Genomic DNA, 22,793 nt, shown 5'->3' on the forward strand with positions numbered 1-22,793 from the left:
AGCTCTTGGGCAGAGCCCTGCACTTCGGGACGTGCCTTATTGCCAGAGGCGGAATTGACGGGCCTGTTCCTCGAAAGTACGGAACTCCGTGGCCCGTCTCATTTCGACCGTGACGCGTCCCTGAAATTCCCGCACGTACTGAATGCAGCGTGCAGACTTCAATCCCTCGCCAAGTTGTAGTGCGCTCAGTGCGATATCGAACCCTTGGCCGGCCTCCCCCTGAATGATGTGCGCATCTGCCTGAACCATCGTCGCGAAGAAGTCGCTTCGATTGTTCAGACCGTCGGCGAAGATAGATCCCCCGCCCCGCTGAGCAGCTTCGACAGAGCGCCCCAGGTCACGGAAGCAGTGGCCGATCTCGGCTGCGAGCTCCACTTCATCGAAGTACGCAATGTACGGCGGATCGCTCTCGGCTGTCCGCTGGCTGAGCTTGCGTTCTGCCTCAGCAAGGGCGAGGTCGCAGCCTCGCTCATCACCAAGTCGCGCCAGTGCCCGTGCCTCCATCGCGCGGAACTGTGCGGCCATGGTCGGCCCTAACGCAGGTCCAGGGCCGGTATACGCAGCACGGGCGAGTGTCGCAGCGTCCTGGTACCGCCCCAGGAACGTGGCCTGATGGCTCATGGCGGACAGGACGCTTCCGCCGAGAAGCCGGTCACCGGCCGCTTGCGTCATGCGTAGTGCCTGGATGAGGTACCGCTGAGCGATGCCGTGAAGGCCGCTGTCGTACGACATCCAACCGGCGAGTAGGAGCGCTTCCGCCACGGCCGAGTGCAGTTGCCTGCCCACGTCGTCGGAGTACTTCCCGTCGAGCATCGGCCGAACATCGGTGTGGAGGTACTGAATGAGAGCCCGTCGAGCATGGCCACCACCGAACTTGCCGTCGAGCATGCTGAATGCGTCGGCTGTCGAGCGCACCATGTCCACGTCCACGGCGCCGACCGCCCGGTTGCCGGTCCGCGTCAGCTCTCCGTCTGGAGGGGCCACGATCCAGCGCAGAGACGCGGCGTTCCAAGCCGCGGAATCGGGCAGCGACCGGACCAACGTCTGAGCCTCGGCAAGGTCGGCACGCCAGAGGTCGGCCACAGTCTTGGCCGTACTCTCCGGCCTGTCGGCGAAGTCGAGCCCCAACTCGGGCCGCACGGCCGAAACGGCCGCGTCGCCCATCCCGATGTCGTCGATCGTAAGACGACGCCCAACCTTGCGCCCGATCGCATCGGCGATGAACTGCGGCATGTTGCCGCGAGGGATGGAGCCCTTGAGCCACCTGCTCACGTACGTGTGGTCACAGGCGACGTCCTCGCTTGCTCGCGCGGCAGTGGTGACCACCGCGCGAGCAAGGGACTTGTGGGAGATGTCGGCTTCTTGCATCAGCGCGGCAAGCCTGGCGTTCCGGTCTGCCATCGAACCCCCAGTGAGCGGCCGTCGTGCCAGCTTGACTCGTCGTCACTCTACGCAGGTCAGGGCCGCGGCACAGAGGGTTTGCACGTAGGAGTGCACGAGTGCACCCCCAAGTGCTCGCTCCCGAAGTCAGCGCCCACTAGCGACAGTTGAACCACCACCGCACGAGAAGGCCGGCGGGTTCGAGTCGAAAGCTACGGGTTGACGGCGCGGAATCCTTCTGCCAACGTGAGTGGTAGGTAATACACACCACGCAACATGGTGTGTCGCTCATGTTCAGGGCGGGGACGCTGCAATCCCGCTAAAGGCCAGGTAGGACGCAATGGGCTTCGGCCCGACTGGCGAGGTGGCCCGGCGACCGCGAGCAACGGCCGGAGAGTGGGGACTTGGTCCCCCTTGCAGCAACGTCCACACAAGCATCGCCAGAGGAGGTCCAAACGTTCGTTCGCCTCGATGGTCGTAGGCCGGGTTCGACTCCCGGCCGGGGCGCTACCGGACCGCCACTGGTCCGGCTCTGCCAGGTGGCCGCCTCTCACCACAAGACCGAGGCCGCCCGGTTCCCTTCGCGTTTCAGGAGAGATCTCCATGCGTACGTACATCGGCAGCCACCAGGCTCTGAACGCAATCGAGTTCGAAGAACTGGCCCTGGGCTTCGACGAACTGCCCCTGGGTCTTGACCGGGACCTGTTCCGGGGCCCGCTGACCCCGGAGTCGCCCGAGGAGCGGGCCGCCCGCCTCGATGTGGCCCGCGAGGTCATCGCGGACCTGGCTGCTCAGGGTGAGGGCGGTGACGAGATCGCCGCGTGGGACGCGCTGTACGCCGACGCGCTCACCCGCACCGTGCCGTTCCTGCGCGCCGCCCGCTCCGCCGGCCGTTTCGCCGGGACGGAGGAAGCGGCGTGAGCGAGATCCTGACATCCCTGGCCGCTGCTCTACCGCTGGCGTCCAGCTGGTCGATCCACAGTCTGTGGATGCGGCGCCGGATCGAGTCGGCCCGCCGCGACCCGCTGACCGGTCTGCTGAACCGGGACGCGTTCGAGGAGCGAGCCAGCAAGTTCCTGAACGGTGGCCCGCGGGCGGTCTACTTCGTGGACCTCGACCGGTTCAAGCAGACCAACGACACCCACGGGCATGCGGCGGGGGATGCGGTCATCCGCGCCACCGGGCACCGCATGCAGCAGTGGGCCGCCGAGAACGGCGGTCTCGCAGCCCGGTTGGGCGGGGATGAGTTCGTGGCGGTCACCAGCGTCTATAGCGCGGGTGAATTCGACTGGACTCTGTATGAGCTGTCGGACCAGTTGGAGCGGCCCGTGGTCTTCGAGGGCACGCAGCTCGGTGTGGCCGCGTCGATCGGCACGATCCGGATCGACCCGCGCACGGAGCTGGCCGACCTGTCCGCGCTGCTGAGGCGCGCGGATGAGGAGATGTACAAGGCCAAGCAGGCGGGGGTTGGTTGGAGCGTCGCCCCGAGCGTCGCCCCGACCCTGGGGACGGTCAACGGCCGTCGGGCCGGACGCCGTGGCACCACCGGCGGAATCGGGGACGCGGCATGAATCGCGCCCCGAAGACCCTCTTGGTTCTCGCTCTGGTCGGCGTGGTCGGTATGGCGTTCCGCGTCTCGTGGAACGCGCAGCGGGACGTGGCCCGGACGGTCGGCGCGGACGCCACGGCAGCCCTGCTCTACCCGTTCGTGGTCGATGGCCTGATGGCCCTGGCGCTGGTCGCCACCCTCGTACTGAGCGGCCGGGACAAGACGTTCGCGCTGCGCGTGCTGGCCGGTTACACGGCTGCGTCGCTGGTCCTCAACTACGTGCACGGGCTGGTGCCCGCACTGCACGGCGGTGGACAGCGGATGCAGTTGGCCGACTGGGCCCCCGCCAACTGGGTCCTGGTGCTGCTCGCCACGTCTCTGCCGGTCGGGTCGATTTTCTTCGGCTCGGACCTCGTGGCGAAGGTGCTGCACCACCGCGCCATCCTGATCACAGATCAGGATGAAACGGCAGAGATGACAATAAATCGGTTGGGGTCTGACCTGCACGAGTCGGCACCCGAGACCCCGCCCGAGGTGACGGAACTCCCTGCCCCCGAGTCGGCCGAAGCAACACCGGCAGTCGCCCCGGAGCCGACGGCCGAACCGGTTGCGGAAGCCGAGCCGGTGAAGTCGGCTGAACCAGTCTCGCTGCGGCCGGTGGCCGCTGTCGAGTCGACCCCGCGCCGGGCAACCGGTCGGGTTCCCGAGGCGGCCCGCACGCCCCGCCCGACGCGTACCCCGGACGAATTGCTTGCCGAAGCCCGGTCGGTCACTGCCGAGTGGTCGGCCGACAGGCTGACGGCTGAGGCGATCCGTAGGGCAGTCCGTACCTCGTCGTCCAACGGCCGACTGCTGCGGGAGGCGCTGAAAGCTGAGCGGTCTGCGGGGGTGGCGGCGTGAGCGAGCCGCTGACCGGGACCGCTACGTGGCGGCCGGTGATGCAGGCGGCGGGGTTCCGCTGCCAGTGCACCGGAGCCTGCGGAAACCTGCACGCCAAGAGCGAGGGGCGTTGCCCGCACCAGCACGACGCCTACGCGGGCAAGCACGGCCACCGGGTGCGGCTCATCGCTGCCCCCGCCGACCCGCTCACCACCGCCGTGGCCGCCGCCGCACTGCCCGCCAGTGAGCTTCTGGCGTGGTGCCCGGCCTGCCACACCGCCGACGGCCGCGCCGCCCGACGTGCCGCCGCTCCGGTGGCCGTCGAGGCGCCGGGCCTGTTCGAGCTGTGAACCATACGCACTCTGCGAGGAGTTGGGCATGAGCCTGACGTTCACCGATCTGTTCTGCGGCGCGGGCGGCTCGTCCACCGGGCTGGTCGCCGCCGGGTACGACCTGCGCCTGGCCGCGAACCACTGGCAGCGCGCCGTTGAGACGCACGCCGCGAACCACCCGGACGCCGATCACCTGTGCGCCGACGTCAACAACTACGACATGCGGCGCCTGCCCCGCACCGACGTGCTGTGGGCCTCGCCGATCTGCACGGAGATCTCCCCGGCCGGCGGGCGCAAGCGCACCCACGGTCAGCTCGCCTTCGACTTGGAGGACCACGGACCCGTCGCCGACGGAGCGTGGGAACGCACCCGCGCCACCGCCTACGACGTCATCCGCGCCACCGAAGTCCACCGCTACCAGGCGGTGCTGTGCGAGAACGTCCTGGAGTTCGTCGTCGACTGGGAACTCTTCGACTGGTGGCGGGGCGGCATGGAGATGCTCGGCTACAACAGCCAGATCGTCTCCGCGTCCTCCGCCCACGTCGGCGGGGACAGCAACGACCCGGCGCCGCAGTGGCGCGACCGCGTCTACATCGTCTTCACCCGCAAGGGCATCCCGCTGCCGGACCTGAAGCCGACCCCGCCCGCCTGGTGCGCGGAGTGCGGTGAGGACGTGTCCGCCGTCCAGTCGTGGCGCAACGGGCGAAGGGTGGGCAAGTACAAGCAGCAGTACGACTACCGCTGCCCCAACACCCGCTGCCGCCACTCCATCGTGGAACCCTACGTGCGCCCCGCGGCGAGCATCATCGACTGGTCCAACCTCGGGGTCCGTATCGGCGACCGGGCTGCGCACAAGCTGCGCCCGCTGGCCGCGAACACCGTCAAGCGCATCCGCGCCGGGCTCGACCTGCTCGGGGACCGGCGCATGGTGCTGACCGTGAACCACGGCGGCCACGACGGACGGGCCGTGCCCGCCGACACGGCGCCACTGGCCTCGCGCACGGTGAAGATCGGGGACGCGGTCCTGGTACCGACGGGCGGCACGTGGAACACCACCCCGACCACGACCGCTGAGCCGATGCGCACGCGGCTGGCCAACCCCAAGGGGTTCGAGGCTCTGCTGACCCCGCCGCCGGCCGACGACTCGTTCATCGTCACCCTGCGCCGCAACGCCACCGCCCGCCCCGTCTCGCTGCCGGTCGACACGGTCACCGGGCAGGGGCGGCATCACTGGCTCGTCATCCCATACCGCAACGCCGCCGCCAAGAGCACCGGCGAGTCGCTGCACACGCTCGGCACGCGAGACTCCGCCGCCATCGCCTCCCCGGGACCTGCGTTGGAGGACTGCCACTACCGGATGATCCAGCCGCGCGAACAGCTCCTCGCGCAGCGCTTCCCCGCCGACTACACCGTTCTCGGCAACAAGGGCGAGCAGACCATGCAGGCCGGGAACGCCGTCTCCTGCAACGTCGCCCAATGGGTCGGCGCCCGCGTCGCCGAAGCCCTGTCCCGCACCGCAGCCCACGCCGCCTGACAGCGCGTGTCCGCCGTGTCCGCAGAGGAGCGGACAGCTGCGGACAGCACGACCGGCGACGCACGGACCGCTACGTCCCACGCTCATTTCAGGAGCCCGGCCGCCAACCTTCCACAGCCTGCGGCCGGGCCCTTCACGCCCTCTTGGAGGAGGACAGTTCAGTGAATCACCCCGACGAGAATCACGAGTTCTTCGAACGCCTCGAAGCCGACATGAACGCCGACCGCACCGGCGAGGTGGTCGATCTCGACAAGGCCCGCACCGCCCGCGCAGGGGCGACCTCCGCCCCGGGAACGGCCGAAGCGCCCGTTGCCACCGCGCCGGCCGAAGCCGAGTACGACGAAGACGAGTCGCCGCGGCTTCGTCCGGTGGACTCGCCCCGCCTGCCCGATCCGGGCATCACGACCTACAAGCGTCAGCCGATTCTGCCGAGTTGGCTGACCTCGAAGCCGGGGTTCGTCTCCACCACCCAGCGCGCCGCCTCGAACGCGTTCTACGCGACCCGCTTCCATGGCATCCGCACCCCCTGGTACGCCCTGCGGCTCGGGATGAACGCCCCCCGGGGCGCGGCCCGCATGGTCCGCGACACCAACCGGTGGATGTGGGACGCCGAAGCCGCCCCGCTGCGCGCGTATGAGGTCTACAAGGAGAACACCGCCGAGTACCTGAAGCTGTCGCGTCAGCGTGACAGCCGGGTGCGGCTGCGGGTGTTCGTCACCGCCGTGGGTGCGGTCTTCGGTGCCGCCTTCGCGCTGACCCTGTATGTCATGGCTCCGGGCTGGCTCGCTGTGCTGGCGTCGGCTGCGGTGCTGGTCGCCGGATTCTGGGGAGCACCCCAGGACCAGCCCGTCATCGGCCTGGCCGTGCTGAAAACCGAACTCCAGAAGCTCACCGGCTCCATCGTGCTGCGCGCGCTGGACAGCATCGGCAATCAAAAGCTGTCGGCCGCCATCAAGAAGGGCGGCGACATGAACGGAATGCGCTTCACCTCCGAGATCACCCGCGACGGTCCCGGATACCGCGCTGACCTTGACCTTCCCTGGGGTGTGACCCCAGAAGACATCATGGAGGAGCGCAAGCCCCTGGCATCGGGGCTGCGGCGCAAGGTCGGCTGCGTGTGGCCCTCTGCCGATCCGGCCGAGCATGAGGGGCGGCTGATCCTGTGGGTGGGCGACAAGCCCATGAACGAGACCACCAAACCGGCGTGGCCGCTGCTCAAGTCCGGCAGCGTGGATCTGTTCAAGCCGGTCGTCTTCGGCAACGACCAGCGCATGGGCGACGTAGCCGGGACCCTGATGTTCGCCTCCGTCGTGGTCGGCTCCATTCCGCGCATGGGCAAGACGTTCCTGATGCGCCTGTTCCTGCTGATCGCGGCCCTGGACCCGCGTGCGGAGCTGTACGCGTTCGACTTCAAGGGCACCGGCGACTTCGGCGCCCTGGAGCCGGTCTGCCACCGCTACCGCGCCGGGGACGAGGACGAAGACATCCTCTACGTCCTCGAATCGCTGCGAGAGCTGCGCACCGAGCTGCGCCGCCGGGCGAAGGTCATCAAGTCCCTGCCGCGCACGCGCTGCCCGGAATCGAAGGTCACCGCAGAGCTGGCGAACGACAAGTCCCTGGGGCTGCACCCGATCGTCGCCGGGTTCGATGAGTGCCAAGTCCCCTTCGAGCACGAGAAGTACGGCAAAGAACTCGAAGAGATCGCCACCGACCTGTGCAAGCGCGGTCCCGCGCTCGGCATGGTGACCCTGTTCGGCACGCAGCGGCCCGACGCGAAGTCCCTGCCCACCGGCATCTCCGCCAACGCGGTGCTGCGCTTCTGCCTCAAGGTCATGGGCCAGCCCGCCAATGACATGGTGCTCGGCACCTCGATGTACAAGGCGGGATACCGGGCCACGATGTTCTCCCGCACCGACCGGGGCATCTGCTGGATGGCCGGTGAAGGCGACGACCCGCGCATCGTGGCGTCCGCGTTCGTGGACGCGGTCGGCGCGGAAAAGGTCGTGGCCCGGGCGCGGAAGATGCGCGAGGAGTACGGCAACGTCACCGGCCACGCCATCGGCCAGGCGCCCGAGAGCGGGGAGGCCGCGTTCGATCTGCTGGCCGACGTTCTCACGGTGGTGCCGGCCGATGAGGACAAGGTGTGGAACGAGAAGGTCGCCACCCGCCTCGCGGCCCTGCGGCCCGAGGTCTACGGCGGCTGGAAGGCCGAGACAGTGACCTCGAACCTCAAGCCGCACGGCGTTGCCGTGCAGGACGTATGGGGCTCCACCGATAAGGGCAAGGGCACCACCCGCCGGGGCATCGCCCGCGCCGACATCCTGAAAGCCGTCGCTGTGCGTGACGGAAAGCGGTCCGGGAGCTGACGCGCACGGGTGCTAGACCTAGCGGCCACCGCTGCTAGGTCTAGCACCCCCGCTAGCACCCCTCTTGCCCTCTGATCAGCGATCTCGCACCTAGTACCCCACCTGCGGAAACACCGAAGACCGCCTGGAAGGGCTCCCCATGACCCTCATCCTCCTTGCTAGCGCCTGCCTGCTCATAGTCACTCTCGGTTACGCAAGCCTGTGTGCGTCCAGCCCGTTCGGGGACTGCCGCAAGTGCAAGGGCTTCGGCTACGCCCTCAAGAAGAACCGGCGCGGACAGCTCAAGCCCGGCAAGACCTGCCGCCGCTGCCGGGGCGAGCGCAAGCGCATCCGCACCGGCCGCCACCTCTACAACCTCTGGCTCCGCATCTACCGCGAAGGCCAGACCGACACCCCCGCCGCTCGCCCGTTCTCGAAGAAGGGCTGACCCATGGCAGTCACCATCTCGCTCCTGCTGATCTTCGGCATCTTGCTCGTGCTCGTCCTGCGCACCAGCAAGAGCTACGGCACCGCGTTCCTGGCCGCGATGTTCGGCTTCTACCTCGCCGGAACCGGCGCCGCCCCCACCGTCAACAGCCTCATGACCGCTCTCGCCCACGCCCTGCCCAACTGACCCCGGAAGGAACGGCCGTGAACGAACCGATCCTCGCGCGCCACTGGCTCGCCCTGGCCGCCCCCAAAGCGGCCCCCGCCGTAGCCACGTCCACCGTGCTGATCCTGGCCCGGATCTGGAACGCCAACGGCGCACAACACAGCTTCGGCAACGCCGCGTTGATGACCGTCCTTGCGGCCGGTGCCGCTGCGGCCGGCGCCTCTCTGAGCCGGACCGGAGACAGCGTTCTCGCAGCGACCGGGTACGGCATCGCCGGTGCCTTCGCCCTCACCGGCGTCGCCGCCTACGCCGATGGCCTGCCGCTCCCACTGCTCTTGTGGGTGCTCGCCACCACCATCGCCTACGGCTTCACCGCCCGGCACTGGCGCACCGACCGCCGCGACACCATCGCGCACGAGCGGCACATGAGCGAACAGCACACCGTGCACGCCCACGTCGAACGCGTCGAAGCCCTACGCGCCGGGGCACAGATCGAGTCCGCCCGCGCCGGTGCCGCCTACGCCGAACAGCTCGCCACGGCCCTGATCACCCGCGCCACCCTGCCCGGCTACGACGCCATCCAGCTCGCGCGGGCCGGGCTGCCCGAACTGCCCGCTACGGAAAGGAAGTCCCTGTGAAACGCCGCTACCGGCCCCGGCTGCGCATCCAGCGCGCGACCTGGCCCCGCCCGGCCCTGATCCTGACCGACACGCCCCGCCCCGGCTGCCCGCAGTGCGACGGCATCGGGGGCACCGAATCCTTCTACGGCGACTACGAGACCGGCGAGTACGCGGGCTCGGACTGGGACCCCTGCGATTGCTGGCGGGAGCACTGGCGGTGGGCCCTGCTGCCCCTGCCGCGCCGCCCGCTGTGGCCGCGCCACACCAACCCGGGCCCCGACCCGTGGGCCACCGACGAACCGCCGTTCTAACCCCCCGAGAAAGGACACCCGTCATGCACACCAACACCCGGCCCGCGACGCTCTTCACCCAGGTGGACGGCCGCAATTACAGGCCCGAGCCGATCAGTCTGGACGCGGCCCGCTCCGGTATCCGCAGGGCCCGTGCCAGCCGTGACGCGGTGGACGCGGTGAACGTCTACGCCACCACCGACCGCGACGGGACCGCGCTGCACGTCGCCTACATCCACCACACCCCGGGCCGCTGGTCCAACGTGTCCGAGGTCATCGACGTGTACGAGATCCCCACCGACGCACTGACCGACCTGTAGCTATGCCCGGGGCGGTCGCCTCTCACCACAAGACCGCGACCGCCCCGGCTCCCTTGTCCCTTCGCAGAAACAGGAGAACCCCCAGCATGACACCAACCCATGCCCCGGCGCTGCTGTGCGCCGCACTCGCTGCCGCTGAGCGCGGCTGGCCCGTCTTCCCCCTGCGGCCCGGAGACAAGCGGCCCGCCGGACATCCCGAACGGGACTGCCCCGGCACCGGCCGATGCACCGAGGGCCACCGCACCCCGGAGCAGCGCGCCACCCTGGACGCGGACAGCATCCGCGCGTGCTGGGACACGGCCCCATACAACGTCGGGATCGCCACCGGCCCCGCCCAACTCGTCGTGGTGGACCTGGACTTGCCCAAGAACGCCGACGACACCGCACCGGCCGAGTGGGCGGGCATGGCCGATGGGCTGGACGTGTTGGCCGCCCTCTGCGAACGAGCGGGCCAGCCGCTGCCGACCGAGACGTACACCGTGCGCACCCGCCGTGGCGGACAGCACCTGTACTTCACCGCGCCTGAGGGAAAGACGCTACGCAGCACGGGCGGCAGCCTGGGGTGGAAGGTCGATACCCGAGCCTGGGGCGGGTACGTGGTCGGCGCCGGAAGCATGGTCGGCACCCGGGCCTATGAGGTCATTCATGACGCCCCTGCCGCCCCCCTCCCTGCGTGGCTCAGTGACCTGCTCACCACCAAGCCCGCACCGGCCCCCATGCCGCTGTCGGAGCTGTCCGCCCGCATGCGCAACGCCACCGCCTACAGCACCACCGCCCTGCGCGGGGAACTGGAAAAAGTGCTGTCCGCCCGCGAGGGCGGTCGTAATCGCTCTGTGTACTTCGCGGCCTACGCCCTCGCACGACTGATCCGGACCGAGGACCTGACCGAGGCCACCGTCACCAGCGAGCTGATGAGTGCGGGGCAGTCCATCGGCCTGTCCGCATCGGAGTGCCGCACCGCGATCCGCTCCGGGCTCGTACGGGGCGGCGCAGGGGAGGCGAGTGCGGCATGAGCGCACAGCCGGTGGACAGCTCGGACCTGTGGGCCGGGCTGAGCCTCGTTGAGGAACCCGGAGTGGAGCCGGTGTGGGAGGACCCCATCCCGCTCACCGGCCGCCGTGAACGTCCGACGTTTCCGGTACGTGCCCTACCCGCTTGGTTGGGGGAGTTCGTAGCGGCCGTTGCGCAAGAGACGCAGACCCCGGTGGACCTCGCCGGTTCCATCGCCCTCGCCGTGCTCGCCACGGCGGCCGGCGGCCGGTCGGTGGTCCACGTACGCGGTAACTGGCGTGAGCCGACCAACCTGTACACCGTGGTCGCCCTCCCACCCGCCAACCGCAAATCCGCCGTCTTCGCCCTGCTGACCAACCCCCTCTACGAGGCCGAGAAACAACTCAAGACCGCGTTGCAGCCCGTGATCGTCGAAGCGGAGCTCACGGCGCGGTTGGCCAAGGAAGCCGCAGACAGAGCAGCCGCCAAGGCCGCGTCCGCCGACGGCGACAAGCGGCAAGAGATGGTGGCCGCGGCGGTCGGCCTCGCGCAGACGGCCGACACGCTCACCGTCCCCGCCGAACCGGTGCTGTTGGCCGACGACTCGACACCCGAGACGGTGACCTCGCTAATGGCCGAGCAGGGCGGCCGCCTGTCGGTGATGAGCGCCGAGGGCGGAATCTTCGACATCATTGCCGGACGCTACTCCGGCGCCCCAAACATGGAAGTCTTCCTGAAAGGCCATGCTGGGGACCGGTTGCGGGTGAACCGGCAGACCCGCCGGGAGTACATCGACGCGCCCGCGCTGACCATCGGCCTCGCCGTGCAACCGGACGTGCTGAGGGACATCGGGAAGGTGAAGGGGTTCGAGGGCCGCGGGCTGTTGGCCCGATTCCTGTACTCCCTGCCGGTGTCTACGGTCGGTGACCGCGAGATCATCACCGATCCGGTCCCCGAGCAGACGTCCGCCAACTACACCTCCCGGGTCATCGACCTCACCCTGTCACTTGCTGAGTGGACCGACCCGGCCGTCATCCAACTGACCCCGGAAGCGGACACGGCCCTGATCGCCTATCAGAAGGCCATCGAGCCGCAACTCAAGGCGCGCGGCGGCAAGCTAGGCCACATCTCCAATTGGGCCGGAAAGCTTGCCGGGGCGACCGCACGCGTGGCCGCGCTGCTGCACCTCGCCGAACGCGGCGGCAAGGGCTATGCCCACCCGGTCACCGAAGACACCATGCACGCGGCTATCAAGCTGGGGGAGTACTACACCGCCCACGCCCTCGCCGTCTTCGACGTCATGAGCGCCGACCCGGTCCTGTCACGCGCCCGCAGCGTGCTGGAAGCGCTGAGGGACAACGGATGGGCGGACGTCAGCCGACGGGACGTCTTCAGCGTCCTGTCCCGCAGCGAGGTCCCCACTGTTGCCGACCTCGAACCGGCTCTCGCGTTGCTCGAAGACCACGGATACCTGCGGTCCTATCAGCCCGAGCGCACCGGCAAGCGCGGACGCCCCCCGGCACCCCGCTTGCAGGTACACCCCACCTTCCGGGACATCGGGCCGTAGCCCCCGAACCGCCTGTCCCCTCCCGCACAAACCGCAAAATCCGCAATAACCCCCGGCACGCCCGCTGACCTGCGGCGAGACCTTGCGCCGCCACGCGGCCGGGGTCCGCCGCACAATCCCGCGATATTCCGCAAAAAACCGAGCACCGTCCCACCTGCAGGGCCGGTCGACGGCCGCGCCCCTGATTTTTGCGGAATATCGCGGGTTTCTGCGGAGCGCCACTCGACACCGTACGCACGCCACAACACCGCAGCTCATCGGGCATCCCTGGGCTTTCTGCGGATTTTGCGGTTTGTGCGGCGGCACCTGCCCATGAACTCGGCCCCTCAGGAGTGAGCCGTGGACGAACACGACACCCCCGCCACCGCCGTCGACGACGACCCGACCCTCGTTTTCCTCAAGGTCGAAGAGGCCGCACGCCGACTCAGGATCGGCAGGACCACATGCTTCGCGCTCATCCGCACCGGCGAATTGGAGTCCGTTCTGGTCGGCGGACTTCGCCGTGTCCCCGTCGATGCGCCGGCTGCCTACGCGACCCGTCTCCGCACCGCCCAACGCGCCGCTTGACGACGCCCGGGGAGGCGGCATCCCGGACAGATCAGGCCGCCTCCCTGCCCCAACTCGACACGCAAGAAACTGGAGCCTGCCTGTGGCAGAGGACGACAAGAAGCGCACCCGACAGCCGAATGGTCGTAGCTCGATCTACTTCGGCAAAGACGGCAAATGGCACGGTCGCGTCACCGTCGGCATCCGTGACGACGGCGCCCCGGACCGCCGCCACGTCGAGCGAAAGACCCGCGCCGAAGTAACCCTAGCCGTACGCGAGTTGGAGAAGGAGCGCGACTCCAAGACCATACGCAAGCCCGGAAAGGCATGGACGGTCAAGGCGTGGCTGACTCACTGGATTGAGAACGTCGCGCCCCTCGCCGTGAACGACAACACGATGGTCGGGTACGGCGTGGCTGTCCGGAAGCACCTCATCCCCGGTTTGGGCGCTCACCGTCTCGACAGGCTGAAGCCCGAGCACATCGAGGCGTTCTACGCCAAGATGCAGGCCAACGGCAGCAAGCCCGCGACCGCACACCAGGCGCACCGCACGCTGCGCACCGCCCTCAATGAGGCGGTTCGGCGCGGCCATCTCGGCAAGAACCCGGTTCAGTTGGCCAAGGCCCCAAAGACGGGGGAGTACGAGGTGGAGCCCTACAGCGTCCACGAGGTACAGCGGTTGCTCAAGGCCGCCGATCGTCAGCGGAACTCCGCACGCTGGGCCGTCGCCCTCGCTCTTGGACTCCGTCAAGGGGAAGTGCTCGGACTGGTTTGGGATGACGTGGACCTCGACGGCGGGTTCCTTGTGGTCCGGCGTAGCCGCCACCGGCCGCAGTACGCCCACGGGTGTGTGGAGCCATGCGGACGCAAAACGGCCGGGTACTGCCCACAGAGGAGGCGAACCAACGCGGAGTTGTCGGTCACCAAGTCACGTGCCAGCCGCCGTGCCGTCGGTCTCCCTGAGCAGCTCGTCGACCTACTCCGTGCCCACCGAAAGGCGCAGGAAGAGGAGCGAGCCGTGGCCGGGAAGCGCTGGGAGGAGAACGGACTGGTCTTCCCGGACGAACACGGTCGCAGTCCGTCCCACCGTCGGGACTGGGCAGAGTGGAAGGCTCTCCTCACAGAGGCGAAGGTGCGTGACGGACGCCTGCACGACGCGCGTCACACGGCCGCCACGGTTCTGCTCATCCTCGGTGTCCCCGAGCGCGCCGTCATGGGCCTCATGGGGTGGTCGACCACAGCCATGGCCGCTCGCTATCAGCACATGGTGGATGCCGTGCGGACGGACATCGCGCGACAGGTGGACGGCCTGATCTGGAAGCCCGAGGCGGATCGGCCGGACGATGACGACGGCGGTGCGGCCGGCGCGCTCGTACCGGCCAACTGAGACGCCAACTGAGACGGGCGGCAAAAGGGCGGCACCCTGTACGGGGTGCCGCCCTTTTGCTTCGCCTGTTCAGGCGGTTGGAGGCCGTGGCGGGAATCGAACCCGCGTAACTCGCTTTGCAGGCGAGTCCCTGAGCCACTCGGGTACACGGCCGTGTGCTGAGTGCGTATGCACGACCGTAGGGGGCCGTCCGGGGCGGGGGAAGGGCCCGGGGCGGGGTGCAATGCGACTGCCATGTGGCGTTCACGGGGGTTCATACGGAGGGCGTGGGAGGTCGGGGGAGTTCATCGCGCGTCATGTTCCCGTCGTACTCCCAGGACCGTCGGCTTCCCGGCGTACTCCTACGACCATCGGCCCAGGCCGAGATCCGCCCTCCGACAGGGGCCAACCCGTCGCACGCCTCTTACCCTGGGCGGATGAGCGCCCTTGAACCGTCCGATGTCCGCGTGGCCGGCCACCCCTCCGCGGAGGTCGTCGGGGGCGGCGGCATCCTGGGGCGTGAGCATCGGGCGCTGAGCGTCGGGATCGTCACGGTCGTGCTGCTCATCGCCTTCGAGGCGACCGCCGTCGGCACCGCGATGCCCGTGGCGGCGCGGGAGCTCGACGGGGTGTCGCTGTACGCCTTCGCCTTCTCCGCGTACTTCACGACGAGCCTGTTCGGGATGGTCGTGGCCGGCCAGTGGGCCGACCGGCGCGGGCCGCTCGGGGCGCTCGGCGTCGGGATCAGCGGGTTCGCGGCGGGGCTGCTGCTGTCGGGGACCGCGCCGAACATGTGGACGTTCATCGCGGGCCGCGCCGTACAGGGGCTCGGCGGCGGACTGGTGATCGTGGCCCTGTACGTGGTCATGGGCCGCGCCTACCCCGCGCGCCTCCAGCCGACGATGATGGCGGCGTTCGCGGCGGGCTGGGTCGTGCCCTCGGTGGTCGGGCCGCTCGTCGCGGGGACCGTCACCGAACAGCTCGGCTGGCGCTGGGTGTTCATCGGGATCCCGGCCCTCGTGGTGTTCCCGCTGGCGCTCGCGCTGCCGGCGACGCGGCGGATGGCGTCCGGGCCGGCCGACCCGTCCGCGCCCGTGGAGCCCTTCGACCGCCGCCGGATCGGGCTGGCGCTGGCGATCTCGGTGGGTGCGGGCCTGTTGCAGTACGCCGGGCAGGACCTCAGATGGCTCTCCGTGCTGCCGTTCGCGGCGGGCGTGGCTCTCCTCGGGCCGGCCGTCGCGGGCCGGCGCGCGCTCCTTCCGCACGGCACCTGGCGCGGGGCGCGCGGGCTGCCCTCCGTGGTGCTGCTGCGCGGGATCGCGGCGGGGTCGTTCATCGTGGCGGAGTCGTTCGTGCCGCTGATGCTCGTCACCCAGCGCGGCCTCACCCCCACGATGGCCGGACTCTCGCTGGCCGTCGGCGGGGCCACCTGGGCGCTGGGTTCCTCCGTGCAGGCCCGGCCCCGCATGGAGGCGTACCGGGAACGCATGATGGTGGTCGGCATGATCCTGGTGGCGCTCGCGATCGTGGTCGCGCCGAGCGTGCTGGTCGCGGCGGTGCCGGTGTGGGTGGTCGCCGTCGCGTGGGCCGTCGGTTGTTTCGGCATGGGCATGGTCATCACCTCGACGAGCGTGCTGCTCCTGAAGCTCTCGGCCCCCCAGGAGGCGGGTGCCAACTCCGCCGCCCTCCAGATCTCGGACGGCCTGTCCAACGCGCTGCTGCTGGCGGCGGGAGGGGCGGCGTTCGCGGCGCTCGGCGGCGGCTCGGTGACGGGTCCGACGGGCTCCCACCCGGGCGCCTTCCTGGTGGTGTTCCTGCCGATGGCAGCGGTGGCGCTGAGCGGGACGTGGGTGGCGGCCCGGGTCCGGGAGCGCTGAGGCCCTGCCCGGCCCCCTGCTCGGCCCCCACTTCTTCCGGCCCCGCCCGGCTCGGGCCGTGCCCCCCACCTCCGTCACCTGAAACCCGCACGACACCAGGCGGTACCACGCGGTACCGTCGCCCCATGGCTGGTCTCAATGTCAGGTTCACCGAAGAAGAGCTCGATGCGCTGCGGCAGCGCGCGGAGGCGGAAGGGCGCAGCATGCAGTCCTTCGCCCACGAAGCCGTGATGCGTGCCGTCGACGAACGCTCGCGACTGTTCGACGAGGCGGCCGAGCACGTGCTGAAGGCGAGCGCCGAGCTGAACCGGAGGCTCGCATGACGCCGTACCTGACGCTTCCCGAACTCCACAACCTCACCCAGCGCCTGGGCGAGGAGGAGGTGCGCGACTACGGGCTGCTGGAGTCCGCGCTCGTGCGGCCCCGGTCGAGCGTGTTCGGGCAGGACGCGTACCCGGACGTCTGGCACAAGGCGGCCGCCCTCATGGAGTCGCTGGCCCGCAACCACGCGCTGGTCGACGGGAACAAGCGGATCGCCTGGTACGCGACCTGGGTCTTCCTGCACCTCAGCGGTCATCCGCTCGACCCGGAGTTCGACGTGGACGACGCGGAGGAGTTCGTTCTGGCGGTCTGCCAGGGCATGCTCGACGTTCCCAAGGTCGCCGAGCGGCTGCCCCTTTTCGCGAAGTAGCTCCGCGCCCATCCGCGACGTAGCGCCGGGCCCGCCCGGCCCGGGCGTCCGTTCCGCGCGGCCACGCGGGCCTGTTCCCCGGCGTGCTTTGCGCAGTTCCCCGCGCCCCTGACCCCTCTTCGTCCCGCGGACCGTGCCCGCGGTCTCGCGCAGTTCCCCGCGCCCCTGAGAACCCGCCTTCGTCTGCGGGCCGCAGGTGGCTGGTCGCGCAGTTCCCCGCGCCCCTGAAACCCCGGTCGTCTGCGGACCGCGGTCGCTCCTCGCGCAGTTCCCCGCGCCCCCAAAAACCCGCCTTCGTCGTCGGGCCGCAGGTGGCTGGTCGCGCAGTTCCCCGCGTCCCTGTCGGTGCCGATGCTGGGGGCATGTTCAGCCTGTCCGGCGTTTGAGGACGAGCGCCGTTCAGGCGCGACAGGGGGTGCGGGGGGCGCAGCTCCAGCCCGGGAAGACGCCTCCGGGCGACCCGGGCCGGTAAGGTGGCCCGGTTGTCGTACGTACGAGTCGGTTCCGCGCCCGCCCGGGTGGACGCGGAGCCCGCTCGGCAGCCCGCCGGGCACCGCCGCCCGGATGCCCGTGATCCCGTACACCGAGAGCCCCGAACCGGAGACCGTGACTACTACCGCCTCCCACCACCTCTCACCCGCCTTCCCCGGCCGCGCCCCCTGGGGCACCGCCAACAAGCTGAGAGCCTGGCAGCAGGGTGCCCTGGAGAGGTATGTCCAGGAGCAGCCGCGCGACTTCCTCGCCGTCGCGACGCCCGGCGCCGGCAAGACGACCTTCGCGCTCACCCTCGCCTCGTGGCTGCTGCACCACCACGTGGTGCAGCAGATCACCGTGGTCGCGCCGACCGAGCACCTCAAGAAGCAGTGGGCGGACGCCGCGGCCCGGGTCGGCATCAAGCTCGACCCGGACTACAGCGCGGGGCCGCTCAGCAGGGAGTACCACGGCGTCGCCGTCACCTACGCCGGTGTGGGCGTGCGCCCGATGCTGCACCGCAACCGGTGCGAGCAGCGCAAGACGCTCGTCATCCTCGACGAGATCCACCACGCCGGTGACTCCAAGTCGTGGGGCGAGGCCTGCCTCGAAGCCTTCGACCCGGCGACCCGGCGCCTCGCGCTCACCGGCACCCCCTTCCGGTCCGACACCAACCCCATTCCCTTCGTCACGTACGAGGAGGGCAACGACGGGATCCGGCGGTCCTCCGCCGACTACACCTACGGATACGGCAACGCGCTCGCCGACGGTGTCGTGCGGCCGGTCATATTCATGAGCTACAGCGGCAACATGCGCTGGCGCACCAAGGCCGGCGACGAGATCGCGGCGCGGCTCGGCGAGCCCATGACCAAGGACGCCATCTCGCAGGCCTGGCGCACCGCGCTCGACCCGCGCGGCGACTGGATGCCCAATGTGCTGCGCGCAGCCGACCAGCGTCTGACCGAGGTCAGGAAGGCCATCCCGGACGCCGGCGCGCTCGTCATCGCCTCCGACCAGGACTCCGCCCGCGCCTACGCCAAACTGATCCGCGAGATCACCGGGACGAAGGCCACCGTCGTGCTGTCCGACGACACCGGAGCGTCCAAGCGGATCGACGAGTTCGCCGAGGGCGACGACCGGTGGATGGTCGCCGTGCGCATGGTGTCCGAGGGCGTCGACGTGCCGCGGCTGGCCGTCGGGGTGTACGCCACCACCATTTCGACCCCGCTGTTCTTCGCCCAGGCCGTCGGCCGTTTCGTCCGGTCACGGCGGCGCGGTGAGACCGCTTCCGTTTTCCTCCCCACCATTCCCATGCTCCTCGGCTTCGCCAACGAGATGGAGGTCGAGCGCGACCACGTACTCGACAAGCCGAAGAAGGACGGCGAGGAAGAGGACCCCTACGCCGAGTCCGAGCAGGAAATGGACGAGGCGAACAGGGAGCAGGACGAGGACACCGGGGACGACATGCTCCCCTTCGAGGCCCTCGAATCCGATGCCGTCTTCGACCGGGTCATGTACAACGGCGCCGAATTCGGCATGCAGGCCCACCCGGGGAGCGAGGAGGAGCAGGACTATCTCGGCATTCCCGGGCTCCTCGAACCCGACCAGGTGCAGATGCTGCTCCAGAAGCGGCAGGCCCGGCAGATCGCGCACAGCCGCCAGAAGCCGGCCGAGCAGGCCGATCTGCTCGAAATGCCCGCAGAACGACGCCCCGTCGTCTCGCACAAGGAACTGCTCGAACTGCGCAAGTCGCTCAACACGATGGTCGGCGCGTACGTCCACCAGAGCGGCAAGCCGCACGGCGTCATCCACACCGAGCTGCGCCGGGTGTGCGGCGGTCCGCCGAGCGCGGAGGCCACGGCGGGACAGCTGCGCGAGCGGATCAAGAAGGTTCAGGAGTGGGCGACCCGCATGAAGTAGCGGGCCCGTCGCGGAAAGGGGGCCCGGCGTGCGATGCCGGGCCCCTCGCGAGGAGCGGCCCCCACGGACGCTCCTCGACCGTCTGCCACGGTAATGGCCCGGCAAATCCGTGCGGGTCGCCCCTGGTCCTCGCTAAGACGGACTTAGGTCCCGAAGGGGATCGAACAGGATCAAATTCATCCCCCACGGGTCATTATTTGTCCATCTGTTGGGGCTGCTCCGCCCATTCCGCGGGTTTCGAAATTCTGCTCGCGCCCGGATTCTGGACGAGGTCTTCCGCTGAGCGGTATCCGCTCGCTACTGTCCCCGCCATGCAAACGCCCCGTGGCAGCGTCGCCGCGGAGCGCAGCCGGTGTTTTGGCCTCGCCGGCGGGCTCTGCGCGCGATGCCGATGGGACCGGCGCCGCGAACCACGGAGAGTGCCGCCGCGACTCGCCACTTAAGGAGTGGGTGTCGTGACCGCGGAGACCTCCCAGACGCTCGACCGGGGACTACGCGTCCTCAAGCTGCTCGCCGACACCGACCACGGTCTGACGGTCACCGAGTTGTCCAACAAACTCGGCGTCAACCGCACGGTCGTCTACCGCCTGCTCGCCACTCTGGAGCAGCACGCCCTCGTACGACGTGACCTCGGCGGCCGCGCCCGGGTCGGGCTCGGCGTGCTGCGCCTGGGCCGCCAGGTGCACCCCCTGGTCCGGGAGGCGGCGCTGCCCGCGCTGCGCTCGCTCGCCGAGGACATCGGGGCCACCGCCCACCTCACCCTCGTCGACGGATCGGACGCGCTCGCGGTGGCCGTGGTCGAGCCGACCTGGACCGACTACCACGTGGCCTACCGGGCCGGGTTCCGCCACCCCCTGGACCGGGGCGCGGCCGGCCGCGCGATCCTCTCCGCCCGCCAGGCCGGAGGCCTCGCCGAGCCCGGCTTCACCCTCACCCACGGCGAGCTGGAGGCCGGCGCGAGCGGGGCCGCGGCTCCGCTGGTCGGGGTCACCGGGATAGAGGGGAGCGTGGGTGTGGTGATGCTCGCCGACGCCGTACCCGAACGGGTCGGACCGCGGGTCGTGGACGCGGCGAAGGAAGTCGCCGACGCCCTGCGCTGAGCCGCCCGGATCCGGTTCGACGCCCCGCGCGGAGCCGCCCGGGTCCGCTTCGACGCCTCGCGCGGAGCCCTGCCGGCCCCTCGACGCCCCGCACCGCGCCATGCGCGGCCAGGCATTCGGGGGCGTCCGGGGCGTCCGGTTGCGTACGGATAGATTGGAGCCGTGCTCACTCGTCACCCCCGCCTCCGCAACCTCGCCATCGGCGCCGCACCAGTCGTCGCGCTGCTCGCCGTCGCCTGCTTCGCGCCGCTGCCGTTCGTGGTGGCCCAGCCGGGGCCGACCGCCGACGTGCTCGGGAACGACGAGGGCAAGCCGGTGATCACCATCTCCGGCGCCCCCACCCGGCCCACCAGCGGGCAGCTGCGGATGACCACCATCGTGGCCACCGGGCCCACCGCGGACGTCGGGATCGATGATGTGGTGGACGGCTGGTTCCGCACCGACCGGGCGGTGATGCCGCGCGACTCGGTCTATCCGGTCGGCGGCAGCGAGAAGGAGATCTCCGAGCACAACCAGGCGCAGATGAAGCAGTCGCAGGACGCCGCCTCCGTCGCGGCGCTCGGCTATCTCGGCCTCAGCCCCGACAAGGTCAAGGTCGATCTGCACCTCGCCGACGTCGGCGGCCCGAGCGCGGGGCTGCTCTTCACGCTCGGCATCATCGACAAGCTGAACGGCAACGGCTCGGGGGGCGACCTCACGGGCGGCCACACCATCGCCGGTACGGGGACGATCACCGGCGGCGGGAACGTCGGCGAGGTCGGCGGGGTCGCGCTCAAGACGAAGGCCGCCGCCCGCGACGGGGCGACCGTGTTCCTCGTGCCGAAGGGGGAGTGCTCGGACGCCCACTCCGAACTGCCCAAGGGGCTGCGCCTGATCCCCGTCACTACGCTGAAGGGTGCGGTGTCCGCGCTTCAGGCGTTGCAGAAGGGCGACCCGGTTCCGTCCTGCTGACGGCGCCCGCGTCCATGTCCTTCCACGCCGGCAGGACGAGCGGGCTCAGCGTCGCCAGCAGATACACCCCGCCGACCATGAGCAGCGCGCCGCGCGGCCCCGCGCTCTCCACCAGGAAGCCGGCGGCGAGCCCGCCGAGCGGCATGGCCAGTTCACAGCCCGCCGTGAGCACCCCGGCGACCCGGCTGCGCAGCGCGTCGGGCACCTTCTCGTAGATCACCGTCGTCAGGATCGGGTTGAGCGCGCCGCTCGCGAGCCCCGCCACCACCATCGTGACGGCCAGCGGCAGGGTGGTGCCGGTCAGCGCCGCGACCGCGTACCGGGGCGCCCCGCACAGCAGCACACAGGCCGAGAAGACCGTACGGCGCCGGAAGCGGTGGCCGACGAGCCCGTACAGGAGCGCGCCCGACAGTCCGCCGGCCCCGAACAGGGCGGCCAGCAAGCCGAGTTGGGGCGCCCCGCCCAGCTGGCGCTCGGCGTGGACGGGGAGCAGGACGGCGTTCCAGCCCTGGTCGGTTCCGTTCATCAGCATGACCATGGTGACCACCGCGAGCAGCAGCCGGGTACGCGCCAAGTAGGCGTATCCCTCGCGCAGTTCGGCCTTGTAGGTGCGCGCCGAGACGGGCGGGCCGTCGCGCCGGGGCCGGGCCTCGGGGACGTGGCGCAGTCCGGCCGCGACCAGCGCCGCCGAGACGGCGAAGGTCGCGCCGTCGACGAGGAGGACGTTTCCGGCGCCGGTCAGCGCGATGAGCACGCCGGCCAGGGCCGCGCCGGTCATCCGGGCGCCGCGCGCGACGGCGTCGTAGCCGCTGGCGGCGCGCGACAGGGTGGTGCCGGAACGGCGCGCCAGGTCCGGGAGCAGGACGTAGCGCGCGGTGACGCCCGGGGTGTGGGCGAGTCCGCCGAGCGCCATCAGGGCGCAGAGCAGCCAGAACGCCAGGAGCCCGGCCTGGTGCAGGAGCGGGATCGCGGCGACCGCGAGCCCGCACACGACATCGGAGCCCACCGACACCCGGCGGCGCCCCACACGGTCGATGACCGGGCCGCCGACCAGGGCCGACACGACGATCGGCAGCGTCGCGCAGAAGGCGACGACCCCGGCCCGGCCCGGGCTGCCGGTGGTTTCCAGGACGAACCACGGCACCCCGATGAGGGTGAGTGAACTGCCGCTGGCGGATATGGCGTTGGCCGTGAGTACGGCCGTGAGCGGCCTGCGATCGCGGTGTCCCCCCGGGCCGCTCATGCGAGGCGGGCGTGGCGCCGCGGTTCCTGCTGGGTCAGGCGGAGCCCCAACTCAACCATCATCCAGCCGAGTTGGGCCCTGAGGTGCGGCTCGCGGGGGAATGCTTCGCGCGCTTCGGCGGCCAGTTCGGCGGCGCGCTGGTGGTGCAGCAGGAGGTGGGTGTCGCTGTGCACGGCGTGGGTCCCTTCGGACGGGCGGGCTTGGGACGG

24 protein-coding genes and 1 tRNA gene are annotated in these 22,793 nt (G+C 70.2%); 21 read left to right on the forward strand and 4 right to left on the reverse strand.

What is annotated here, in order from left to right:
- Positions 1-36 precede the first annotated feature (36 nt).
- Positions 37-1,401: a hypothetical protein gene (locus tag N4G70_RS00385; protein ID WP_261710312.1), complete on the reverse strand. Its 1,365-nt coding sequence runs from the start codon at positions 1,399-1,401 to the stop codon at positions 37-39.
- Between the two features lie 582 nt (positions 1,402-1,983).
- On the opposite strand from N4G70_RS00385, the gene N4G70_RS00390 reads away from it, so the two are divergent.
- The 15 genes from N4G70_RS00390 (at position 1,984) to N4G70_RS00460 (ending at position 14,352) form a co-directional block, all read left to right on the forward strand.
- Positions 1,984-2,301: a hypothetical protein gene (locus N4G70_RS00390; RefSeq protein ID WP_261710313.1), complete on the forward strand. Its 318-nt coding sequence runs from the start codon at positions 1,984-1,986 to the stop codon at positions 2,299-2,301.
- A complete protein-coding gene (locus tag N4G70_RS00395) occupies positions 2,298-2,951 on the forward strand; it encodes a GGDEF domain-containing protein (RefSeq protein WP_261710314.1) in 654 nt (217 codons plus the stop codon). Before N4G70_RS00390 ends, N4G70_RS00395 begins: the two co-directional genes overlap by 4 nt.
- Positions 2,948-3,829 carry a DUF2637 domain-containing protein gene (locus N4G70_RS00400; protein WP_261710315.1) on the forward strand — a complete coding sequence of 294 codons (882 nt, stop codon included), beginning with the start codon at positions 2,948-2,950 and terminating at the stop codon, positions 3,827-3,829. Before N4G70_RS00395 ends, N4G70_RS00400 begins: the two co-directional genes overlap by 4 nt.
- Positions 3,826-4,158, forward strand: coding sequence for a hypothetical protein (locus N4G70_RS00405; RefSeq protein WP_261710316.1), 333 nt, complete (start codon positions 3,826-3,828; stop codon positions 4,156-4,158). The genes N4G70_RS00400 and N4G70_RS00405 overlap by 4 nt, the downstream gene beginning before the upstream one ends.
- A 28-nt stretch (positions 4,159-4,186) precedes the next feature.
- Positions 4,187-5,674, forward strand: a complete 1,488-nt coding sequence (locus tag N4G70_RS00410; RefSeq protein WP_261710317.1) for a DNA cytosine methyltransferase — start codon at positions 4,187-4,189, stop codon at positions 5,672-5,674.
- A gap of 161 nt (positions 5,675-5,835) precedes the next feature.
- Positions 5,836-8,040, forward strand: a complete 2,205-nt coding sequence (locus tag N4G70_RS00415; RefSeq protein WP_261710318.1) for a cell division protein FtsK — start codon at positions 5,836-5,838, stop codon at positions 8,038-8,040.
- A 139-nt stretch (positions 8,041-8,179) separates the two neighbouring features.
- Positions 8,180-8,467 (forward strand): hypothetical protein, encoded by a 288-nt coding sequence (locus N4G70_RS00420; RefSeq protein ID WP_261710319.1) that lies wholly within the window; start codon positions 8,180-8,182, stop codon positions 8,465-8,467.
- Positions 8,468-8,470: 3 nt separating this feature from the next.
- Complete coding sequence (locus tag N4G70_RS00425; protein ID WP_161244336.1) at positions 8,471-8,653, forward strand: hypothetical protein; 183 nt, start codon at positions 8,471-8,473, stop codon at positions 8,651-8,653.
- Positions 8,654-8,670: 17 nt separating this feature from the next.
- Positions 8,671-9,270: a hypothetical protein gene (locus N4G70_RS00430; RefSeq protein WP_261710320.1), complete on the forward strand. Its 600-nt coding sequence runs from the start codon at positions 8,671-8,673 to the stop codon at positions 9,268-9,270.
- Positions 9,267-9,563, forward strand: a complete 297-nt coding sequence (locus N4G70_RS00435; RefSeq protein WP_261710321.1) for a hypothetical protein — start codon at positions 9,267-9,269, stop codon at positions 9,561-9,563. The genes N4G70_RS00430 and N4G70_RS00435 overlap by 4 nt, the downstream gene beginning before the upstream one ends.
- Before the next feature lie 23 nt (positions 9,564-9,586).
- Complete coding sequence (locus N4G70_RS00440) at positions 9,587-9,862, forward strand: hypothetical protein (protein WP_261710322.1); 276 nt, start codon at positions 9,587-9,589, stop codon at positions 9,860-9,862.
- An 86-nt stretch (positions 9,863-9,948) separates the two neighbouring features.
- The gene (locus N4G70_RS00445; protein WP_261710323.1) at positions 9,949-10,875 is read left to right on the forward strand and encodes a bifunctional DNA primase/polymerase; all 927 of its coding nucleotides are present in this window, start codon (positions 9,949-9,951) and stop codon (positions 10,873-10,875) included.
- Positions 10,872-12,419, forward strand: coding sequence for a YfjI family protein (locus tag N4G70_RS00450; RefSeq protein ID WP_261710324.1), 1,548 nt, complete (start codon positions 10,872-10,874; stop codon positions 12,417-12,419). The genes N4G70_RS00445 and N4G70_RS00450 overlap by 4 nt, the downstream gene beginning before the upstream one ends.
- Positions 12,420-12,758: 339 nt before the next feature.
- The gene (locus N4G70_RS00455) at positions 12,759-12,986 is read left to right on the forward strand and encodes a helix-turn-helix domain-containing protein (RefSeq protein WP_261710325.1); all 228 of its coding nucleotides are present in this window, start codon (positions 12,759-12,761) and stop codon (positions 12,984-12,986) included.
- Between the two features lie 82 nt (positions 12,987-13,068).
- Positions 13,069-14,352 (forward strand): site-specific integrase, encoded by a 1,284-nt coding sequence (locus N4G70_RS00460; protein WP_261710326.1) that lies wholly within the window; start codon positions 13,069-13,071, stop codon positions 14,350-14,352.
- A 78-nt stretch (positions 14,353-14,430) separates the two neighbouring features.
- Here N4G70_RS00460 and N4G70_RS00465 read toward each other — a convergent pair.
- A tRNA-Cys gene (locus tag N4G70_RS00465) sits at positions 14,431-14,505 on the reverse strand.
- A gap of 263 nt (positions 14,506-14,768) precedes the next feature.
- Here N4G70_RS00465 and N4G70_RS00470 point away from each other — a divergent pair.
- The 6 genes from N4G70_RS00470 (at position 14,769) to N4G70_RS00495 (ending at position 21,341) form a co-directional block, all read left to right on the forward strand.
- Complete coding sequence (locus tag N4G70_RS00470) at positions 14,769-16,208, forward strand: MFS transporter (protein WP_261710327.1); 1,440 nt, start codon at positions 14,769-14,771, stop codon at positions 16,206-16,208.
- A 125-nt stretch (positions 16,209-16,333) separates the two neighbouring features.
- Positions 16,334-16,531: a plasmid mobilization protein gene (locus N4G70_RS00475; protein ID WP_261710328.1), complete on the forward strand. Its 198-nt coding sequence runs from the start codon at positions 16,334-16,336 to the stop codon at positions 16,529-16,531.
- On the forward strand, positions 16,528-16,899 hold the full coding sequence (locus N4G70_RS00480; RefSeq protein ID WP_261710329.1) for a type II toxin-antitoxin system death-on-curing family toxin: 372 nt from the start codon (positions 16,528-16,530) through the stop codon (positions 16,897-16,899). Before N4G70_RS00475 ends, N4G70_RS00480 begins: the two co-directional genes overlap by 4 nt.
- Positions 16,900-17,463: 564 nt before the next feature.
- Positions 17,464-19,290, forward strand: coding sequence for a DEAD/DEAH box helicase (locus N4G70_RS00485; RefSeq protein ID WP_261710330.1), 1,827 nt, complete (start codon positions 17,464-17,466; stop codon positions 19,288-19,290).
- A 455-nt stretch (positions 19,291-19,745) separates the two neighbouring features.
- Positions 19,746-20,390 carry an IclR family transcriptional regulator gene (locus tag N4G70_RS00490; RefSeq protein ID WP_261710331.1) on the forward strand — a complete coding sequence of 215 codons (645 nt, stop codon included), beginning with the start codon at positions 19,746-19,748 and terminating at the stop codon, positions 20,388-20,390.
- Between the two features lie 162 nt (positions 20,391-20,552).
- On the forward strand, positions 20,553-21,341 hold the full coding sequence (locus N4G70_RS00495) for a S16 family serine protease (RefSeq protein WP_261710333.1): 789 nt from the start codon (positions 20,553-20,555) through the stop codon (positions 21,339-21,341).
- On the opposite strand, the gene N4G70_RS00500 is transcribed toward N4G70_RS00495, so the two are convergent.
- Positions 21,274-22,584 carry an MFS transporter gene (locus N4G70_RS00500; protein WP_261710334.1) on the reverse strand — a complete coding sequence of 437 codons (1,311 nt, stop codon included), beginning with the start codon at positions 22,582-22,584 and terminating at the stop codon, positions 21,274-21,276. The two genes, N4G70_RS00495 and N4G70_RS00500, sit on opposite strands and share 68 nt — an antisense overlap.
- Complete coding sequence (locus N4G70_RS00505; RefSeq protein WP_261710336.1) at positions 22,581-22,757, reverse strand: hypothetical protein; 177 nt, start codon at positions 22,755-22,757, stop codon at positions 22,581-22,583. The genes N4G70_RS00500 and N4G70_RS00505 overlap by 4 nt, the downstream gene beginning before the upstream one ends.
- Positions 22,758-22,793: the final 36 nt, after the last annotated feature.

The sequence above is a fragment of the Streptomyces sp. ASQP_92 genome (assembly GCF_025399895.1).
Lineage (GTDB): Bacteria > Actinomycetota > Actinomycetes > Streptomycetales > Streptomycetaceae > Streptomyces.